The organism is Embleya hyalina (genome assembly GCF_003967355.1).
Classification (GTDB): Bacteria; Actinomycetota; Actinomycetes; order Streptomycetales; family Streptomycetaceae; genus Embleya; species Embleya hyalina.
This window is the reverse complement of sequence record NZ_BIFH01000071.1, coordinates 1-16,089: the sequence shown is the minus strand read 5'-3', so window position 1 is coordinate 16,089 and position 16,089 is coordinate 1. Positions and strand designations below refer to the sequence as shown.

At 71.8% G+C, this 16,089-nt stretch carries 15 protein-coding genes; 6 read left to right on the top strand and 9 right to left on the bottom strand.

The features are described 5' to 3' along the window. Nucleotides 1-225: 225 nt before the first annotated feature. The 6 genes from EMA17_RS55725 to gatC all read right to left on the bottom strand — a co-directional run bounded on the left by EMA17_RS55725 (nucleotide 226) and on the right by gatC (nucleotide 7,513). Nucleotides 226-3,132, bottom strand: a complete 2,907-nt coding sequence (locus EMA17_RS55725; protein ID WP_281290645.1) for a helix-turn-helix transcriptional regulator — start codon at nucleotides 3,130-3,132, stop codon at nucleotides 226-228. Between the two features lie 159 nt (nucleotides 3,133-3,291). Next, nucleotides 3,292-3,516, bottom strand: a complete 225-nt coding sequence (locus EMA17_RS51305) for a hypothetical protein (protein ID WP_126644110.1) — start codon at nucleotides 3,514-3,516, stop codon at nucleotides 3,292-3,294. Between the two features lie 426 nt (nucleotides 3,517-3,942). Next, nucleotides 3,943-5,427, bottom strand: a complete 1,485-nt coding sequence (gene gatB / locus EMA17_RS51300; RefSeq protein ID WP_174861556.1) for an Asp-tRNA(Asn)/Glu-tRNA(Gln) amidotransferase subunit GatB — start codon at nucleotides 5,425-5,427, stop codon at nucleotides 3,943-3,945. A gap of 14 nt (nucleotides 5,428-5,441) precedes the next feature. Beyond that, nucleotides 5,442-5,678 carry a hypothetical protein gene (locus EMA17_RS51295; protein WP_126644109.1) on the bottom strand — a complete coding sequence of 79 codons (237 nt, stop codon included), beginning with the start codon at nucleotides 5,676-5,678 and terminating at the stop codon, nucleotides 5,442-5,444. Nucleotides 5,679-5,717: 39 nt separating this feature from the next. Beyond that, nucleotides 5,718-7,211 carry an Asp-tRNA(Asn)/Glu-tRNA(Gln) amidotransferase subunit GatA gene (gatA, locus tag EMA17_RS51290; RefSeq protein WP_126644108.1) on the bottom strand — a complete coding sequence of 498 codons (1,494 nt, stop codon included), beginning with the start codon at nucleotides 7,209-7,211 and terminating at the stop codon, nucleotides 5,718-5,720. 5 nt (nucleotides 7,212-7,216) lie between these two features. Further along, the gene (gatC, locus tag EMA17_RS51285) at nucleotides 7,217-7,513 is read right to left on the bottom strand and encodes an Asp-tRNA(Asn)/Glu-tRNA(Gln) amidotransferase subunit GatC (protein ID WP_126644107.1); all 297 of its coding nucleotides are present in this window, start codon (nucleotides 7,511-7,513) and stop codon (nucleotides 7,217-7,219) included. A 413-nt stretch (nucleotides 7,514-7,926) separates the two neighbouring features. On the opposite strand from gatC, the gene EMA17_RS51280 reads away from it, so the two are divergent. Next, on the top strand, nucleotides 7,927-8,847 hold the full coding sequence (locus tag EMA17_RS51280) for an alpha/beta fold hydrolase (protein ID WP_126644106.1): 921 nt from the start codon (nucleotides 7,927-7,929) through the stop codon (nucleotides 8,845-8,847). A gap of 227 nt (nucleotides 8,848-9,074) precedes the next feature. Here EMA17_RS51280 and EMA17_RS51275 read toward each other — a convergent pair whose 3' ends face one another. Next, a complete protein-coding gene (locus EMA17_RS51275) occupies nucleotides 9,075-10,754 on the bottom strand; it encodes a penicillin-binding transpeptidase domain-containing protein (RefSeq protein WP_170222393.1) in 1,680 nt (559 codons plus the stop codon). Nucleotides 10,755-10,866: 112 nt separating this feature from the next. Between EMA17_RS51275 and EMA17_RS51270 the strand changes: the two genes are divergently transcribed. Both EMA17_RS51270 and EMA17_RS51265 read left to right on the top strand, forming a co-directional pair. Continuing rightward, complete coding sequence (locus EMA17_RS51270; protein ID WP_126644104.1) at nucleotides 10,867-11,814, top strand: LysR family transcriptional regulator; 948 nt, start codon at nucleotides 10,867-10,869, stop codon at nucleotides 11,812-11,814. Nucleotides 11,815-11,873: 59 nt separating this feature from the next. Continuing rightward, nucleotides 11,874-12,749, top strand: a complete 876-nt coding sequence (locus EMA17_RS51265) for a serine hydrolase (protein WP_126644112.1) — start codon at nucleotides 11,874-11,876, stop codon at nucleotides 12,747-12,749. A gap of 134 nt (nucleotides 12,750-12,883) precedes the next feature. On the opposite strand, the gene EMA17_RS51260 is transcribed toward EMA17_RS51265, so the two are convergent. Beyond that, nucleotides 12,884-13,684 carry a phosphotransferase gene (locus EMA17_RS51260; RefSeq protein WP_160161893.1) on the bottom strand — a complete coding sequence of 267 codons (801 nt, stop codon included), beginning with the start codon at nucleotides 13,682-13,684 and terminating at the stop codon, nucleotides 12,884-12,886. Nucleotides 13,685-14,047: 363 nt separating this feature from the next. Beyond that, the gene (locus EMA17_RS51255) at nucleotides 14,048-14,275 is read right to left on the bottom strand and encodes a hypothetical protein (RefSeq protein ID WP_126644102.1); all 228 of its coding nucleotides are present in this window, start codon (nucleotides 14,273-14,275) and stop codon (nucleotides 14,048-14,050) included. A 129-nt stretch (nucleotides 14,276-14,404) separates the two neighbouring features. Here EMA17_RS51255 and EMA17_RS51250 point away from each other — a divergent pair, with 129 nt between their 5' ends. From EMA17_RS51250 to EMA17_RS51240, 3 genes are all read left to right on the top strand, one after another. Then, nucleotides 14,405-15,220 carry a Scr1 family TA system antitoxin-like transcriptional regulator gene (locus EMA17_RS51250; RefSeq protein WP_126644101.1) on the top strand — a complete coding sequence of 272 codons (816 nt, stop codon included), beginning with the start codon at nucleotides 14,405-14,407 and terminating at the stop codon, nucleotides 15,218-15,220. A gap of 4 nt (nucleotides 15,221-15,224) precedes the next feature. After that, the gene (locus tag EMA17_RS51245) at nucleotides 15,225-15,419 is read left to right on the top strand and encodes a DUF397 domain-containing protein (protein ID WP_126644100.1); all 195 of its coding nucleotides are present in this window, start codon (nucleotides 15,225-15,227) and stop codon (nucleotides 15,417-15,419) included. A 73-nt stretch (nucleotides 15,420-15,492) separates the two neighbouring features. Further along, nucleotides 15,493-15,756 carry a DUF397 domain-containing protein gene (locus EMA17_RS51240; protein WP_126644099.1) on the top strand — a complete coding sequence of 88 codons (264 nt, stop codon included), beginning with the start codon at nucleotides 15,493-15,495 and terminating at the stop codon, nucleotides 15,754-15,756. Nucleotides 15,757-16,089 lie beyond the last annotated feature (333 nt).

Sequence of the window (16,089 nt, the reverse complement as noted above, 5' to 3'; positions counted from 1 at the left end):
CCCGGCCGGCCGCTGCAGGCCGCTTTTCCCCGACCAACACCCCCGTCTCGCCCAAAGCCCAAGCCTCGAAGCCCCCACCCCGCCGGCGGCCCGAGTGGCTTGCCGGGTTTGCCGATGTTGCCGTCCGGCCTGCCGGGGCCGGGCCATCGTGGTGCGGGCGGCCGGAGGGCTCGTGTGATTCCGTGACGAGTCGGTGTGCCCCGGTCTGGTCGGCCGGCGGCCCCGTTAGCCGTCGACCAAGTGCAGCCGATGTGCCACTGCGGCTGCTTCGCCTCGGCCCGTGACCTGGAGTTTGGCCAGGATGTTCGAGACGTGGACGCTGGCGGTCTTGGCGCTGATGTACAGCTCCTCCGCGATCTGGCGGTTGCTGCGGCCGTCGGCGACCAGCCGCAGGACGTCGATCTCGCGTGGGGTCAGGGTCGGCAGCGTCGTGTCCGACTCGCCCTGGGTGGGCGGGCCCACCCTGGCCCGGCGGCTGAGCAGGTCTATGTGTTCGCGCAGGGTCCTGGCGCCGAGCCGGGTGGCCGTTTCGGCGGCTTCGGCCAGGCGGCGGGCGGCGGCGTCGCGGTTGCCGGTGGTGAGCAGGGTCTCGGCGTGGCGGAAGCGGACCCAGGCGGTGCGGTAGGGCTGCTCGGTCAGCTCCCAGGCGCCGGCGGCCAGGCCCCACAGTTCGGCGTCGTCGGTGCCGGCCGCCCGGGCCGACTCGGCTCTGACCAGCGCGGCGTAGGCCGCGTCGAGCGGGCAGTCGATCGTGAGCGACGCGGCCATCGCCGCGATCCGGTCGGCGATGTCCTGGCGGGTCTTGAGCTCCGATTCGCGCGGGCGCACGGTCGAGGTGCGGGCATCGGCCTCGTTCGCGGCGGCGTCGGCGAGCAGGGGCCACATGTAGCGCTGGTGGCCGGGTGGGCAGCCGGCGGCTAGCGCCGCGACCAGCGCCTCGCGGGCCTCGTCCAGCCTGCCCTGCGCCTCGGCCACCCGGATCTCCGCGCGTGCCAGCGGGATCGCGTATTGCGCCTCGACATAGCGCGAACCGGCGGCCAGCCGGGACCGACGCAGATGCGCCTTGGCGCCCCGCACGTCGCCCCGGGCCAGGCACAGGTCGACGAGTTGCAGTTCGAGGTGGCGGGTGGTCTGCGGGCCCGGATCGAGATCGAGGGTCTTCTCCACCAGCGTCGCCAGATCGGCCCAGTCGCCGGCCGACAGCAGCGACTCGGCGAGGTTGCCCAGCGCGAACGAGCCCGACGTGCGGGTGAGTCCGCGCTCGGCGGCCAGCTCCATCGCGCGCCGCGCGGCCACCGTGCTCTCCCGATGCCGGCCCAGGCCCTCCATGAGCGAGGCCTTGTTGCTCAGGACGTGCACGAGGCTGTCCGGTTCGCTGCTGCGGATCGCGGTTTCCTCGGCCAGCGCGAGTTGTGCCATGCCCTCCTCGAGCCGACCGATCTGGACCAGGCCGCAGGCGAGGGTCTTGCGCGCCTCGGACTCGATGTCGGGGCTGTCCACGAGCTGCGCGCGCTCCAGCGCGATCAGCGCGTCGGCGACCACCTCGCCGCCCTCGCCGTCGAGCATGCGGTCCCGGGCGATGTGCGCCAGCACCCGGGCCTGCTCCTTCGACGGCGGCAGCCCGTCCAGGATCTCCTTTGCCCGGTTCAGCTCCGGCCGGCCCGACGAGCGACACAGGTTGCGCAGGCTGCGGGCCTTCTCCCGCCACAGGAACGCGGCCAGCTCGGGTTCGGCGACCGGGTCGACCAGTTCGATGGCCCGCTTGCAGAAGTGGATGGCCAACTCCCGCTCGCTGCCCAGCCGAGCCGCGGTCACCGCCTCGATGTAGACGTCGAGCAGCCGGCGACCGCTCAACCGCTCCGGATCGGGCACCTGTTCCCACAGCAGCAGTGCCCGCTCCAGCAGCCGGGTGCGCTCGTCGAAGGCATAGCGCTCACGGGCCGCCTCGGCCGCCGCGAGCACCGCAGGCAGCGCCTTGACCGCCTTGCCGGCGTGGAACCAGTAGGTCGCGATCCGTCCGCGCACCTCGTCGGCGCCGACCAGGTCGGGGCAGCGCTCCAGGGCCTCGGCGAAGGTCGCGTAGAGCCGGACCCGCTCGCCCGGCATCAGATCCTCCCGGACGGCGGTGCGCACCAGCGCGTGCCGGAACTGGAACTCGTCGCCCGTCGGCACCAGGACGTGCGCGGACACCGCCGTGCGCAGCGCCTCCTCCAGCCGGTCGGGGTCGAGCCAGGAGACCTCGGTGAGCAGTCGGTGGCCGACCGTGACCCCGCCGATCGCGGCGAGCCGGATCACCTTCTGGGCGTCCTCGGACAACTCCTCGATCCGGATCAGCAGCAGGTCGCGCAGCGTGTCGGAGATGCCGGTGAGTTGACCGTCGCGGATGCTGCACGCCAGCTCTTCGACGAAGAAGGCGTTCCCCTCCGACTTCTGGAAGATCTGCCGGATCAGCCGACGCGGCGGCTCCTCGCGCAGGATGCCGCGCAGCTGGTCGCCGACCTGGGCCCGGGTGAGCCGGGACAGGTCGATCCGGGCGACGTTGTGCACCCGGTCCAGTTCGGCCAGGAACGAGCGCAGCGGATGGCGGCGGCCGACCGCGTCGGCGCGATACGTACCGACGATCAGGATGCGGCCGGTGCGCAGCAGGCGGAACAGGAAGCCGAGCAGTTCGCGCGTGGACGAGTCGGCCCAGTGCAGGTCCTCGATCGCGATCACCAGGGTGCGGTCGGTGCCGAGCCGCTCCAGCAGACCGAGCATCAGTTCGAACAGGCGGACCCGGTCGAACTCGCCGTCGCGCGCGATGGTGCCCGGCGCCAGGTCGGGCAGCAGCCAGGCGAGGTCGCGCTCACGGCCGGCGGCCGCCTCGGCCAGGTCGGGGCCCATCCGGCGCGAGAGGGTGCGCAACGCGGCCGAGATCGGCGCGAACGGCAGGCTCTCCGCACCCAGTTCCAGACAGCCGCCGACGGTGGTGACCGCGCCCTGCTCCTCGGCGCGCTGAAGGAACTCCTGGAGCAGCCGGGTCTTGCCCACGCCGGCCTCGCCGCCGACGAGCACCACGCCCGGCGTGCCCTCGTCGGCTTCGCGCAGGGCCGTGCCGAACCGCGCCATTTCCAGGGACCGGCCTACGAACACGGGAGAAACCGAAATACTCGCCACGGTGCCGAGCATGTCACGTCCCTCCCTCTCGCAGCCGGGTATTTCACGCCCGGCGAAACCCGTTTGCGCAGGTCAACCGCAGGGTTTCCCCGGGCGTGGCCGGCATCACGTGCCTGCCTCGCGCCTCTCGCGCTTCTACCGCGCGAACAGGCGCAGATGGGATATCCGCCACCCCGATACGCCGCGATCGGAACTGAGACCGCCGGCACCGTGACCGCTTCGCCGCTCCTCGCGCCGGGCCGCCCGCGCGGCCTTGGCCGCGAGCCTGCTCGTGCGCAGCGCCTCGCGGACCACGCGGTCCCGCTCGGCGGTGGCCCGCAGCTCGAGTTCGCGGGTGCGGAAGAGTTCGTATTCCAACATGGTGTTCGACCTCCGGGTCACCGAGCCGGTCCGTCCGGCTCGTGGTTCGAGCTTCGCGTCCCAGGGGGCCTACGGACATCGGTCGGATGCCGCATCCGGGATCACTCGGCTCGCCCGATACCGATCTAAGGCGCCTCGGAAGAACCCGATAAGGGGGTCGAACAGACCTGGGGCGAACCCCGGTGGAACTTCAGGCACACCGAGGTACTTTCCGACCACGGACGGTGAAGACCCGCTGAACGCACGCCAAAGCGCGCCGAACACCGACCCCCGACCGAAAACCGAAGGACGCCGAAGCGCACCGAAGGACGCCCTAAGGACGCCTAAGGATTCCCAAAGAAGCCCAAAGACTCCCGAAGACGCCGAAGAGCCCCCGACCGCACGCGGCGGTCGGGGGCTCTCGGCACCATCCGGGAAGTCGGCCGGTCAGGACACGCCCAGGCGCTCCAGGATCAGCTCCCGTACGCGGGCCGCGTCGGCCTGCCCGCGCGTGGTCTTCATCACCGCGCCGACCAGCGCGCCCACCGCCTGCACCTTGCCGCCGCGGATCTTGTCGGCGATGCCCGCGTTGGCTGCGATCGCCTCGTCCACGGCCGCGCCGAGCGCGGAGTCGTCCGAGACGACTTTGAGCCCGCGCGCCTCGACCACCGCGTCCGGCTCGCCCTCGCCGGCCAGCACGCCGTCGATCACCTGGCGGGCCAGCTTGTCGTTCAGCTCGCCGCCCTTGACCAGCGCCGCCACGCGGGCGACCTGGGTCGGGGTGATCGGCAGCGTGGCCACCTCGACGCCGCGCTCGTTGGCCCGCCGGGACAGCTCGCCCAGCCACCACTTGCGCGCCGCGTCCGCGTCGGCCCCGGCGTCGATCGTCGCCAGGATCACGTCGAGCACGCCCGCGTTGACCATCGACTGCATCTCGAAGTCGTTGACGCCCCACTCGGCCTGGAGCCGGGCGCGGCGCAGCGACGGCAGTTCCGGCAGCGTGCCGCGCAGCTCCTCGACCCACTCGCGCGAGGGCGCGACGGGCACGAGGTCGGGCTCGGGGAAGTAGCGGTAGTCCTCCGCCTCCTCCTTGATCCGACCGGCGGTGGTGCTGCCGTCGTCCTCGTGGAAGTGCCGGGTCTCCTGGACGATGGTGCCGCCGTCGGAGAGCACCGTGGCGTGCCGCTGGATCTCGAACCGGATGGCCCGCTCGACCGAGCGCAGCGAGTTGACGTTCTTGGTCTCGCTGCGGGTGCCGAACTTCTCCCGCCCCTTGGGCCGGAGCGACAGGTTCGCGTCGCAGCGCATCTGGCCGAGCTCCATCCGGGCCTCGGACACCCCGAGCGCGCGGATCAGCTCGCGCAGTTCGGCCACGTACGCCTTGGCGACCAGCGGGGCCAGCTCGCCCGCGCCCTCGATCGGCTTGGTGACGATCTCGATCAGCGGGATGCCGCACCGGTTGTAGTCGAGCAGCGAGTAGTCGGCGCCGTGGATGCGGCCCGTCGCGCCGCCCATGTGCAGCGACTTGCCGGTGTCCTCCTCCATGTGCGCGCGCTCGATCTCGACCCGCCAGGTCTTGCCCTCGACCTCGACGTCGAGATACCCGTCGAACGCGATCGGCTCGTCGTACTGCGAGGTCTGGAAGTTCTTCGGCATGTCCGGATAGAAGTAGTTCTTCCGGGCGAAGCGACACCACTCGGCGATCGAGCAGTTGAGCGCGAGACCGATCCGGATCGCCGACTCGACCGCGGTCGCGTTGACCACGGGCAGCGCGCCGGGCATGCCCAGACACGTCGGACAGACCTGGCTGTTGGGCGCGGCGCCGAACTCGGTCGAGCAGCCGCAGAACATCTTGGTCGCGGTGCCCAGCTCGACGTGGACCTCCAGGCCCATCACCGGGTCGTAGGTCTCCAGCGCGTCCTCGTAGGACATCAGGCTGGTGGTACTCACAGGACGTCGGCCTCCGTCAGCTCGTCGTCGGTCTCGCGCATCGCCCGGATCAGCAGCGCGAATCCGGTGACCACGGCGGCGGCGCTGATCACCGCGTCGGCCAGTTCGAGCTTGTCGTTCCGGCCGCGCGCCTCCTTGATCTGCTTGATCACGCCGAAGGCGCCGACGAGTTGCATGCCGACGCTGAAGACCTTGCCGATGTTGCTCTTGGGGGCTTTCTTCTTCTTGGCCATATCGACTCCTCGAAAAGTCGCCGGGAAAGTCGGGAGGGATCAGAGCGCGGGCGCGCGGTCGAGCAGCGGGGCACCCCAGCGGGACAGGTAGCCGGCCTCGACGGCGGCGCCCACCCGGTACAGCCGATCGTCGGCCATCGCGGGCGCGATGATCTGCAGGCCGACCGGTAGGCCGTCCTCGTCCGCGAGACCGCACGGCAGCGACATCGCGGCGTTGCCCGCGAGGTTGGACGGGATGGTGCACAGGTCCGCGAGGTACATCGCCATCGGGTCGTCCGCGCGCTCCCCGATCGGGAAGGCGGTGGTCGGCGTGGTCGGCGAGACCAGGACGTCGACCTGTCCGAACGCGGCCTCGAAGTCCCGCGTGATCAGCGTGCGGACCTTCTGCGCCTGGCCGTAGTACGCGTCGTAGTAGCCGGAGGACAGCGCGTACGTGCCGAGCATGATCCGGCGCTTGACCTCGGCGCCGAAGCCCGCCTCGCGGGTCAGCGACATGACCTCCTCGGCCGAGTGCTCGCCGTCGTCGCCGACCCGCAGGCCGTAGCGCATGGCGTCGAAGCGGGCCAGGTTGGAGGACGCCTCCGAGGGCGCGATCAGGTAGTAGGCCGGCATCGCGTAGGTGAAGTTGGGGCAGGAGATCTCGACGATCTCCGCGCCCAGCTCGCGCAGCAGTTCGACGGCCTCGGCGAAGCGCGCCAGCACGCCCGCCTGGTAGCCCTCGCCGGCGAACTCCTTGACCACGCCGACGCGCATCCCGCGCACGCTCCCGGAGCGGGCGGCCTCGACCACGTTCGGCACCGGGGCGTCGATCGAGGTCGAGTCGAGCGGGTCGTGCCCGGCGATCGCCTCGTGCAGCAGCGCCGCGTCGAGCACGGTGCGGGCGCACGGGCCGCCCTGGTCGAGCGAGGAGGAGAAGGCGACCAGGCCGTAGCGGGAGACCCCGCCGTAGGTCGGCTTGACGCCGACCGTGCCGGTGAGCGCGGCGGGTTGGCGGATCGAGCCGCCGGTGTCGGTGCCGATCGCCAGCGGTGCCTGGAAGGAGGCGATGGCGGCGGCCGAGCCGCCGCCGGAGCCGCCGGGCACCTTCGTGGTGTCCCACGGGTTGCCGGTCGGGCCGTAGGCGGAGTTCTCGGTGGAGGACCCCATGGCGAACTCGTCCATGTTGGTCTTGCCGAGGATGACCACGCCCGCGTCCTTGAGCCGGCGGGTCACGGTCGCGTCGTACGGCGGCCGCCAGCCCTCCAGCATCCTCGACCCGCAGGTGGTCGGCACGCCCTTGGTGGTGAACACGTCCTTGAGCGCGAGCGGTACGCCGGCCAGCGGGCCGAGGCGGTCGCCGCGCGCGCGGGCGTCGTCGACGGCCTTCGCGGCGGCGAGCGCGCCGTCGGCGTCCACGTGGAGGTAGGCGTGCACTTCGGCGTCGACGGCCTCGATGCGGTCCAGGTGCGCCTGGGCGACCTCGACGGCGGTGACCTTGCCGTCGGCGATGGCGGAGGCGGTCTCGGCCGCGGTCCAGCGGATGGTCTCGGTCATGGCCGTCACTCCTCTCCCAGGATCCGGGGCACCCGGAAACGCTGATCTTCCGCGGCCGGCGCACCGGACAGCGCCTCCTCGGGGGTGAGCCCGGGGCGGACGACGTCCGGCCGCATGACGTTGGTCAGCGGCAGCGGGTGCGAGGTCGGCGGGATGTCGTCGGCTGCGACCTCGGCGACGCGGGCGACCGCGCCGATGATGTCGTCGAGCTGGGCCGCGAGGTGGTCGAGCTCCTCGGCCCCGAGCTCAAGCCGCGACAGCCGGGCGAGGTGGGCGACCTCCTCGCGCGTGATGCCAGGCATGCAGGCGGGTTCCTTCGGTTTCGTCGGGTGTGGGGGCCAAGTCTATGGCGAAGCGGAAACGGATTCCGTGACGGCCGGACGGCCGGCGGCGGCGCCCGGCGGCGAGACGGTTCACGCGCGGTACGGCCGGCTCGGAGCGGCTCGACGGGTGCGCGAGCGCGCGGTGAGGGCGCCGCGGAGGGCGTGGCGACCCCGGGCAGGTACGAATATTTCCGGCCGGATGGCACATCTCGTCGAACAACCCGGAAGTAACTTCACTCAAATGCCAACTTCCGTTACCGACTGGGTAAGAGAACCTTGCGAAGCCACTCTCCGGTCTGCGTCCCCCCGCGTCGATCGGCCCTTCGCACAACTCTTGGGCCCGGCGTCCGAGAGCGCGCTCGTCAAGGACTCGGGGCTTGGGAGGGGACACGATGGCCGCCATCGTGCTGGTACACGGGATCGCGCAGGAATACAGGTCGGCCCACACGCTCGAGGAGGAGTGGGTCCCACGACTGGCCCGGGGAGTGAAGGCCGCAGGGTTTCCCGAGGTCGCGGACCGTCTGTGGAAGTACCGCCACACCCGTCGCGGGATCGACGCGCGGATGGCGTTCTATGGTGATCTGCTCCGCCGGCACCCGTCGCAGAGCGAGATGATCGACGAGGACATCCAGCACGAGGTGACCGCGCGGATAGGCCGCGAATGGCTGGATCGTGCCGCGGTTCGCGGCTCGGTTCCGCCGGAACGGCAGCGCGCGGCACGGGAGATCGCCCGCCTGGAGGGCGGGCCCGGGGAGACGGGACGCACCGTCGTGCTCTCCCCCACGTGTGGACTCGCGGGGCTGCGCTGGTTCGCGGCCGACGGCCCGGGCTCGGCCGGCGGATTCGTGAACAAGGCGCTCACCCAGCTCACCCGCTACCTGACGGACGATCAGACCCGGAACCGGGTGCTGGACCGGGTCGGCGCCGAGATCGGGTTCGACACCAAGGTGGTGATCGGGCACTCGCTCGGGGCGGTGGTCGCGTACGAACTCGCGCATCGATTGCGCAGACCGTTGCCGCTGCTGATCACGCTCGGGTCGCCGCTCGGCCCGGACACGGTGGTCGACTCGTGGGTACGGCCGCAGCCGGCGCAGCCGCCGGCGTTCGTGGAGAACTGGGTGAACCTGGCCGACCGGGACGATCTCGTGGCGGCCGATCCGACGTTGGCACGGATGTTCCCGGTGCCTACGGAGGGTGGGCCGGTGCTTCGGGGCGGGTACACCGGGGAGCACGGGGCGGAGCCGCACAAGGCGTGTTTCTACCTGCAGCGGCGCGAGATAGGGCGGTCTGTGGGGTTGGCCTTTGGGGCTTAGGTCTCCTCGGGCGGAGGGCTCGGTTGTCCGCGGCCGGCCGGCCCGCGGTCCGCTTGTCGGTGCGCGGGTTCGGCCTTCGGCGCGCCGCTCGGTGCGCGGCCGGCCCGCGGTCCGCCGGCCGTCGAGTGCCGAACGGGCTGTCCGGTCCCGAACGCCGGCCGGGCCGGATCGTGCTCGGTCGGCGCTCGAGGTCGGCGGTCGGGGTCCGTGCCCGGGCGGGAGTGCGGTCAGGTGGTTGTCGACAGGATGTCGTGGACTATCGGGCCGGCCGAGCCGCTGCCGGTGATGCCGCCTTCGACCAGGCAGGCGATGGCCACGTTGCCTCGGTAGGCGACCAGCCAGCCGTTGTTGGGACCGGTCTCGGTCACCTCGGCGGTGCCGGTCTTGGCGCCGACGTCGCCGGGGAGGTCGGCCAGGACCTTGGCGGAGCCGTCGGTGACCGTGGCGCGCATCAGGCCGCGCAGGTCGGCGACCACCGACGCGGGCAGGTCGCGGCCCTTCGCGGTCGGCCGTTGGCCCTTGATCACCACCGGCTGGCGGAACGTACCGGACACCGCCGTCGCCGTCGCCGACGCCATGACCAGCGGGTTCGCCTGTACCGTGCCCTGGCCGAACATCGCCGCCGACTTGTCGGTCTCGTCCACCGGCAGCGGCACCTTGCCGTCGAACGAGGCGATCCCGGTCTTCCACTCCTGGCCGATCCCGAAGTGGTCGTTCGCGAATCGGCTCAGTTCGTCGTTGCCGAGTTTGCCGCGCAGCGAGACGAACGCCGTGTTGCACGAGTGCTTGAAGTCCTCGCGGAAGGTGGCGCCGCGGATCTCCGAGGTCTCCACGTTGTGGAACTGCTTGCCCACGGTCAGGTACTTCGGGCAGTCCACCACGTCGGTCGGCTTCACCGCGCCCTTGCTCAGCAGCGCCGCGGTGGTGATCACCTTCATCGTCGAGCCGGGTGCGTACCGGCCCATGAAGGCCCGATTCATGCCCGTGGTCGGCGCGTTCGCGAGCGCCAGCACCTCGCCCTTGTCGATGCTCACCGCGACCAGGCCGACCAGCCGCCCGTCGGCGTGCTTCGCCACCGCCGCGTCCGCCGCGCGCTGGAGCCTCGGGTCGATCGTGGTGGCCACCGGGCCGCCGCCGGGGGCCGGTTTGGTCGCGCCGAACTCGGCCTCGGTCGACACGACTTCGCCGGTGGCCCGGTTGATCAGCTGTACCGATCCGCCGGCGGCTCCGGCCCCGCCGCCGGCGGCGGCGAAGATCGGGGTCAGCGACGGGTGGTCGGCCGGGGACAGCACGCCGCCGTTGCGATCCAGCACCTTCGCCGCCGGCGCGCCGGCCGCGCCCTTGGCCAGCCGGAACTTGGCCTCGGTGCCGAGCTTGGGATGGACCAGGGCCGGCTGCCACTTCACGATCCAGCCCCCGTCGCCCTCGGCCAGCGTGAGAGCCGAGTCGTAGTTCCAGGCACCGAGTCCGGCCACCGGCATCGCCGCGCCGAACGGCACCGTCACCGCGCCGGCCGCCGCCGTCCGGGCCGGCCCCGGAGTGAACGTGGGCTCGGTGATCTCCAGGCCGACGGTGAAGCTGCGCAGCGTGGTCTCGGCGGTCCGCGGATCGTCCGTCAGCCGCGCCGCCTCCGCCCAGCGCCCGGCCGCCCAGTGGTCGAGGAAGGTACGCGCCGCCCGGTCCGCCTCGCCGCTCGCGGTGCCCCGCGCCCCGGCCGGGCCGAGCCGGTCGTCGTCCCCCGCCCCGAACCAGCGATCGGCGGCGGCCCAGCCGGCGCCGCCGAGGACCAGCGTGCCCGCCACCACGAGCGCCCAGGCGCGCCGGGCCCGCCTGGGCCGCCGCCTGGTTCGGGACTGCGATCCGGGCGGCCCGGACGATCCGGATCCCGCGTTCACTCCGTGCGTCATCTGCGTCCTCCCCGATCTTCGCGTGCCTCGACAGGAGAACAGGGATTCGACCGGGAGGTCCAAGAGTGTGATCGCACCGGGATTGATCGCGAAATGACTATCATTGCTGGTCATGGACCTCCTTCGGCATCTCCGGTACTTCCGGACGGTTGCCGAGGAAGGCCACGTCGGCCGCGCCGCCGAGCGGCTGCGGGTGGCTCAGCCATCCCTGTCGCAGCGCATCCAGCGGCTCGAACGCGAACTGGGCGTGCGCCTGTTCGATCGCAACAGCCGAGGGGTCGCGCTGACCCCGGCGGGCCGGGTCGTCCTGGCCGAGTCGGCCGAACTGCTGGCCGCCGCCGATCGGCTCGGTGCCGCGGTGGCCGGGTTGCGCGGCGGGGTCACCGGCGCGATCCGCGCGGCCGTACCGCCGGATCTGGGCGGCGCGGCCGTCGCGGCGATCCTGACCGGGTTCCGGGACCGCTCGCCGGGCGGCACGTTGGAGCTGCGCGAGCTGACCACCGCCGGACAACTGCGCGAGTTGGCGGCCGGCACCCTCGACGTGGGCGTGCTGCGCCACCCGTGCGCGGTGGCCGACCTGGAGCTGGGGCCGATGTCGTATCAGCCGCTCGGGGTGCTCCTGGCCGAGGGCAACGCGCTCGCGGGCTCGACCGAGATCGGGCTCGCCGACCTGACGGGGTGTGAGCTGGTGCTGTTCCCCCGGGAGTTCGCCCCCGCGCTGTACGACGAGACGCTGACCGCGTGTGCCCGGCACGGCTGTACGCCGGCGGCGGTGCACGACGTTCCGGCCGGCGACTTCGCCCGGGCGCTGGTGTTGTCCGGCGCGGCGGTGGCACTGCTGCCCGCGACCGCGCCCGAACCGGGCACGGTGTGGCGGCCGTTGGCCGGCACGCCGCTCGCGTGGCGTACCTCGACGGCCTGGCCGCGCGGCGCCGAGGGGCCGGCCGTGCGGGCGTTCACCGAGACCGCGCAGGACGCGCTGCGGCGCCACGCCGGGGTGCTCGCCGAACGTCCGGGCCGACCGCTCTTCCCGCGCCCCGCCTCGGAGTTCCCACTGTGACCGAGCCCCGCACCACACCCGACGGCGGCCCGCGCCCCGGCGGCCCGCCGCCGCGCGTCCTGCGCGCCGTCCGAGGGCGCATCGGCGCCGCGTTCGCCGACGCCGGCGTCACCGGTGCGCTGCACGCGGTCGACATCGACGCGGGTCGCGAGGTCGAGGTGGGCGCCGACACGCTGTACAGCACGGCCAGTCTGCACAAGCTGTGCCTGGTCACCACGCTGTTCCGGGAGGCGGCGGCGGGCCGGGTGGAGCTGACCCGGCGGATCGAACTGCCCGCGGGCCCCGGGCGTTCGCCGGGCGGTACCGGCGTGGCCGCGATGCTGGATCCGGTCACGATGTCGCTGCGCGACCTGGCCTCGCTGACGGTGGCGGTGAGCGACAACGCGGCCGCCGACGCGCTGTGGGACGAGCTGGGCCTGGACACGGTGAACGCGACCATGGTCGACCTCGGGCTGACCCGGACGGTGGCGATCGAACCGCTGCGCGAGCTGTACGCGGGCATGCGGGAGGACGCCGGCCCGGACGGCCCGGCGGCGCTGGTCGACCCGGCCGTGGTGGCCCGGCTGCGGGCCCTCGACCCGAATCGCTCGAACCGGGGCACGCCGCGCGACCTGACCCGGCTGCTCGCGGCGATCTGGCGGGACGAGGCGTGCGGGGGCGAATACGGGGCGGGGCTGCGTCGGGTGCTCGGCCTCCAGGCGTGGTCGCACCGGCTGGCGTCCGGTTTCCCGTTCGACGACGTCCGGGTCTCCGGCAAGACCGGCACGCTGCCGACGATGCGACACGAGGCCGGCGTCGTCGAATACCCGGACGGCGGCCGCTACGCGATCACGGTCTGCACCCGCTCGGCGGACACGGCAGCGGCCCTGCCGGCCGCGGACGCGGTGATCGGGACGGTGGGGAGGTTGGCGGTGGATGCGCTGAGGTTGGGGTGAGGGTGCGGTGAGGGTGCGGTGAGGGTGCGGTGAGGGGGCGAGGGGGTGAGGATGCGGTGTGAGGCGGGTTTCGGGGTGCGGGAAGGCTCCTTTGGGCGCGGGACGGCTCGTTCGGCGCGAGTCGGCTCCGTCGCTCACTCGTCGAGCAGCGTCGCCCAGCGCGCGACACCGGGCGCGGCGGCCTGGTCTCCCATGACGTCGATCTCCTGCCGCTGCCGGGCCACGACGAAGGCGCACAGCGCGGCGCGACCGGCGTGCCGCCACACGGGGAAGCGGCGCAGCCAGACCCGGGCCGACCCGGGCGTGTGGCCACGCAGGAGCAGTCGGTCGTAGAGCTCGGCGTACTCCGCCCACGCCGGCCCGATCGCCGCGCTTCCCCAGTCGAGCAGGTACAGCCGACGGCCGTAACCGGCGTACCTGATCATCAGGTTCTCCGGGACCAGGTCCGTGTGCACGAGCGCGTCGCCGACCAGCAGGGAACGGTCGTCGCCGGTGAGGTACTTCTCCCATCGTTCGACGAGGGGCGGCAGTTCGACGCCGGCCGGTGCGTCGATGGTCTGTACATCCTCCAACGCCTCGGCCAGCACGCTCAGTTCGTCGGAGCCGGGGGAAAGATCGAGATGCGTCCCGTCGACGTACTCGAACACGAGCACGCGCCAACCGTCGACGGCGACCTCCCCGAGCAGCGTCGCCGCGAACCGCCCCACGATCGGCGACACCACCGCCTCCCGCCGCAGCCCCTCGGCCGCGTCGGTGTCCCCGATCGGCGCACCCTTGGCAAACGCACGGCCGCCTTCCGCGGTGGCGAGCGTCGCCACGAACGGCGACGTGTGGCAGGTATCCGGACTCGTGGCCCCGACAACCGTCCCCACGAACGACTCGACGCCCCGCCGAACGGCGCCGGGCAGGTCATCCCATACGTAGCGCGTAGTCATACACATGCCTCTCGATTCGTTCACGGGATCGTGGGGGTCACGAAGGTCACGAGGGTCGCGCGGCCGTCCCCACCGGCGGGGCGGGGCCCGCGGGGGATCACCCCGCGGGATGGCCGTCACCGCCCGTGATCACCGCCGGGTCCCACCGGTGACCTCGCAGCCGTCGCCATCACGCCCCACACCCTCGACCGCGTAATCGGCGCCCGACCGCCAAGACTTGAGCACGACCGCCGATCCGGGGGCGGCCGCGCGGGGGCGGTCGGGGCCTCGATCGGTGCACGGGGCCGGGCCGCACCCGCGTCGGGCCGTTGCCGCGTCCCAAGCCTCGACGGCGAGTCGAAGGCCCCGGCTCCGCCGGGAGGTTCACCGCATCGGGCAATCCGGCGAGCACCGACACGGCGGATCCGGGTCGGGCCACGGATCCCGCGCCGAACGCTTGTGCCGCTCGCGCGGTACGACCACGCGCACCCCCTCCGGCCCGACCTCGTACACGGCGATCGTGATGCCGCTGCCCGGCGGCTCGGGGACGGATTCGGCTTCCGTGTCGGTGAGATGCGATGTGGTGAGGGGCTTCCACAGGGGGTGGGTCACGCCGGACCGCCTTTCGTTGACATACAAGCTCAATGCAGTTGTTTGTATGCCAAGCGTGACGAGAAGTGCCTATGATCGGCTGGGGCCGGGGTTGACTTCGTTCGCTTTCAACACGTTTCTGGGGGCACTGTGTCCGCCGCCACCGAACTGGACCCCTCGGCGTCCGTTCTGAAGTTCTACGCGACCGAACTGAGGCGCGAGCGCGAAAGAATCGAGATGACCCAACGCGAGATGGCCAAACGCGCCTGGATGGCCCCATCGCTGCTCAACAAGATCGAGGCCGCGAAGCGCCTCCCCACCGAGGACCTGTCGAAGCTCGCCGACGAACTCTTCGCAACGGGCGACCGCTTCCAGCGGTTGTGGCCACTGGTGATCAGGTACGCGTACCCGACGTGGTTCAGGCCGTTCGTCGAACTCGAAGAGGCGGCGACGATCATCAGGTCGTTCCAGGTGCAGGTGGTTCCGGGACTGCTCCAGACGGAGCGGTATGCCCGCGCGATCCTGGCGGCACGGCGCCCGGATGCGAACCAGCTGGAGGAGCAGGTCACGGCTCGGGTGCAACGGCAACGCATCTTTGAGCGCACCGATCCGCCGGAGTTCCGTGCTGTCCTCGACGAGAATGTCCTGCGCCGCCGCTGGGGGAGTGCGGAGATCATGCGAGAGCAGTTCGAACGAGTCATCGAGCTCGCGCAACAGCCCCGATTTGTGATCCAGGTAATTCCGTACGAAGCCGGAGGCCACGCAGGGGTTGGCGGACCGTTCGCAGCGCTTACTCTGGACGAAGGGCCAGACGTGGTCTACGTGGACGGATTCTTGCAGGGGCAGATTCTGGCGGCGCCGGCTGAAGTGAAGGCCGCTCAGCGAGCCTACGATCTGCTGACTGCCGAGGCTCTTTCGACCACACGGTCAATGGACCTGATCGCCTCCGTGCTGAAGGAATTGTGAGCCCATGATCACAAGCGCAACCACGCCCCAGCAGTGGCGCAAGAGCAGTTACAGCAGCGACAACGGCGGCGACTGCGTCGAGGTCGCAACCACCCTTGGCGTCATCCCGGTTCGCGACAGCAAGGTGCCGACCCTCGGTCACCTCACCATCACCGCCACCTCCTGGTCGGCCATGCTGACCACGCTCCACACGACCTGACCAGCCGATCGGGTTCCGCCGCCGACTCCCGGACGGCGGAGCCCGGTCCGCCGACACAAGGACTCGTGATCCCATGCCACAGACCACGCCTTCCGGTTGGCGCAAGAGCAGTTACAGCAGCAACAACGGCGGCGACTGCGTCGAAGTAGCCCCCGTCCGCTCACCTTTCGAGTGGCGCAAGAGCAGCCACAGCGGCAACAACGGCGGCGACTGCATCGAGGTCGCAACCGCCCTCACCGCTGTCCCGGTCCGCGACAGCAAGAGCCCCGACCTCGGCCACCTCACCATCACCGAGACATCCTGGTCGGCCCTGCTGGAGGCCCTTCAGGCAACCTGACCCACCTCCCAGGCACTTCAAGAACCCGAGTTTCCCGACGAGACATAGGCGTTGCGTGGCCAACGGGCGCCACCAGCAGGCGGGCGGGTGGTCGGGTCGAGTCCGCCGGGCGTACGTTCCCGTGTGGGTCGGGCGCTTCCGGCGGGGGTTGTGCTTGGGGTTGCGGGTGGCCGGTCCGGGGCTGTCCGCGCCGGTGATGGGCCGCCACCGGCGTGCGGGGCTCCGAGAGTTCGAGGTCTCGGCGAGACGGGCGCATTGCTCGGCGAAAAAGCGGCCTGCAGCGGCCGGCAGAGAGGGCGGTCGGGTCAGGTCCGCCGGGCGTGCGTTCCCGGG

Coding starts and splice junctions, on each gene's coding strand:
- EMA17_RS51305 (WP_126644110.1), bottom strand. CDS start 3,516: ATGTTGGAATACGAACTCTTCCGCACCCGCGAACTCGAGCTGCGGGCC.
- gatB (WP_174861556.1), bottom strand. CDS start 5,427: ATGTCCTACGAGGACGCGCTGGAGACCTACGACCCGGTGATGGGCCTG.
- EMA17_RS51295 (WP_126644109.1), bottom strand. CDS start 5,678: ATGGCCAAGAAGAAGAAAGCCCCCAAGAGCAACATCGGCAAGGTCTTC.
- gatA (WP_126644108.1), bottom strand. CDS start 7,211: ATGACCGAGACCATCCGCTGGACCGCGGCCGAGACCGCCTCCGCCATC.
- gatC (WP_126644107.1), bottom strand. CDS start 7,513: ATGCCTGGCATCACGCGCGAGGAGGTCGCCCACCTCGCCCGGCTGTCG.
- EMA17_RS51280 (WP_126644106.1), top strand. CDS start 7,927: ATGGCCGCCATCGTGCTGGTACACGGGATCGCGCAGGAATACAGGTCG.
- EMA17_RS51275 (WP_170222393.1), bottom strand. CDS start 10,754: ATGACGCACGGAGTGAACGCGGGATCCGGATCGTCCGGGCCGCCCGGA.
- EMA17_RS51270 (WP_126644104.1), top strand. CDS start 10,867: ATGGACCTCCTTCGGCATCTCCGGTACTTCCGGACGGTTGCCGAGGAA.
- EMA17_RS51260 (WP_160161893.1), bottom strand. CDS start 13,684: ATGACTACGCGCTACGTATGGGATGACCTGCCCGGCGCCGTTCGGCGG.
- EMA17_RS51245 (WP_126644100.1), top strand. CDS start 15,225: ATGATCACAAGCGCAACCACGCCCCAGCAGTGGCGCAAGAGCAGTTAC.
- EMA17_RS51240 (WP_126644099.1), top strand. CDS start 15,493: ATGCCACAGACCACGCCTTCCGGTTGGCGCAAGAGCAGTTACAGCAGC.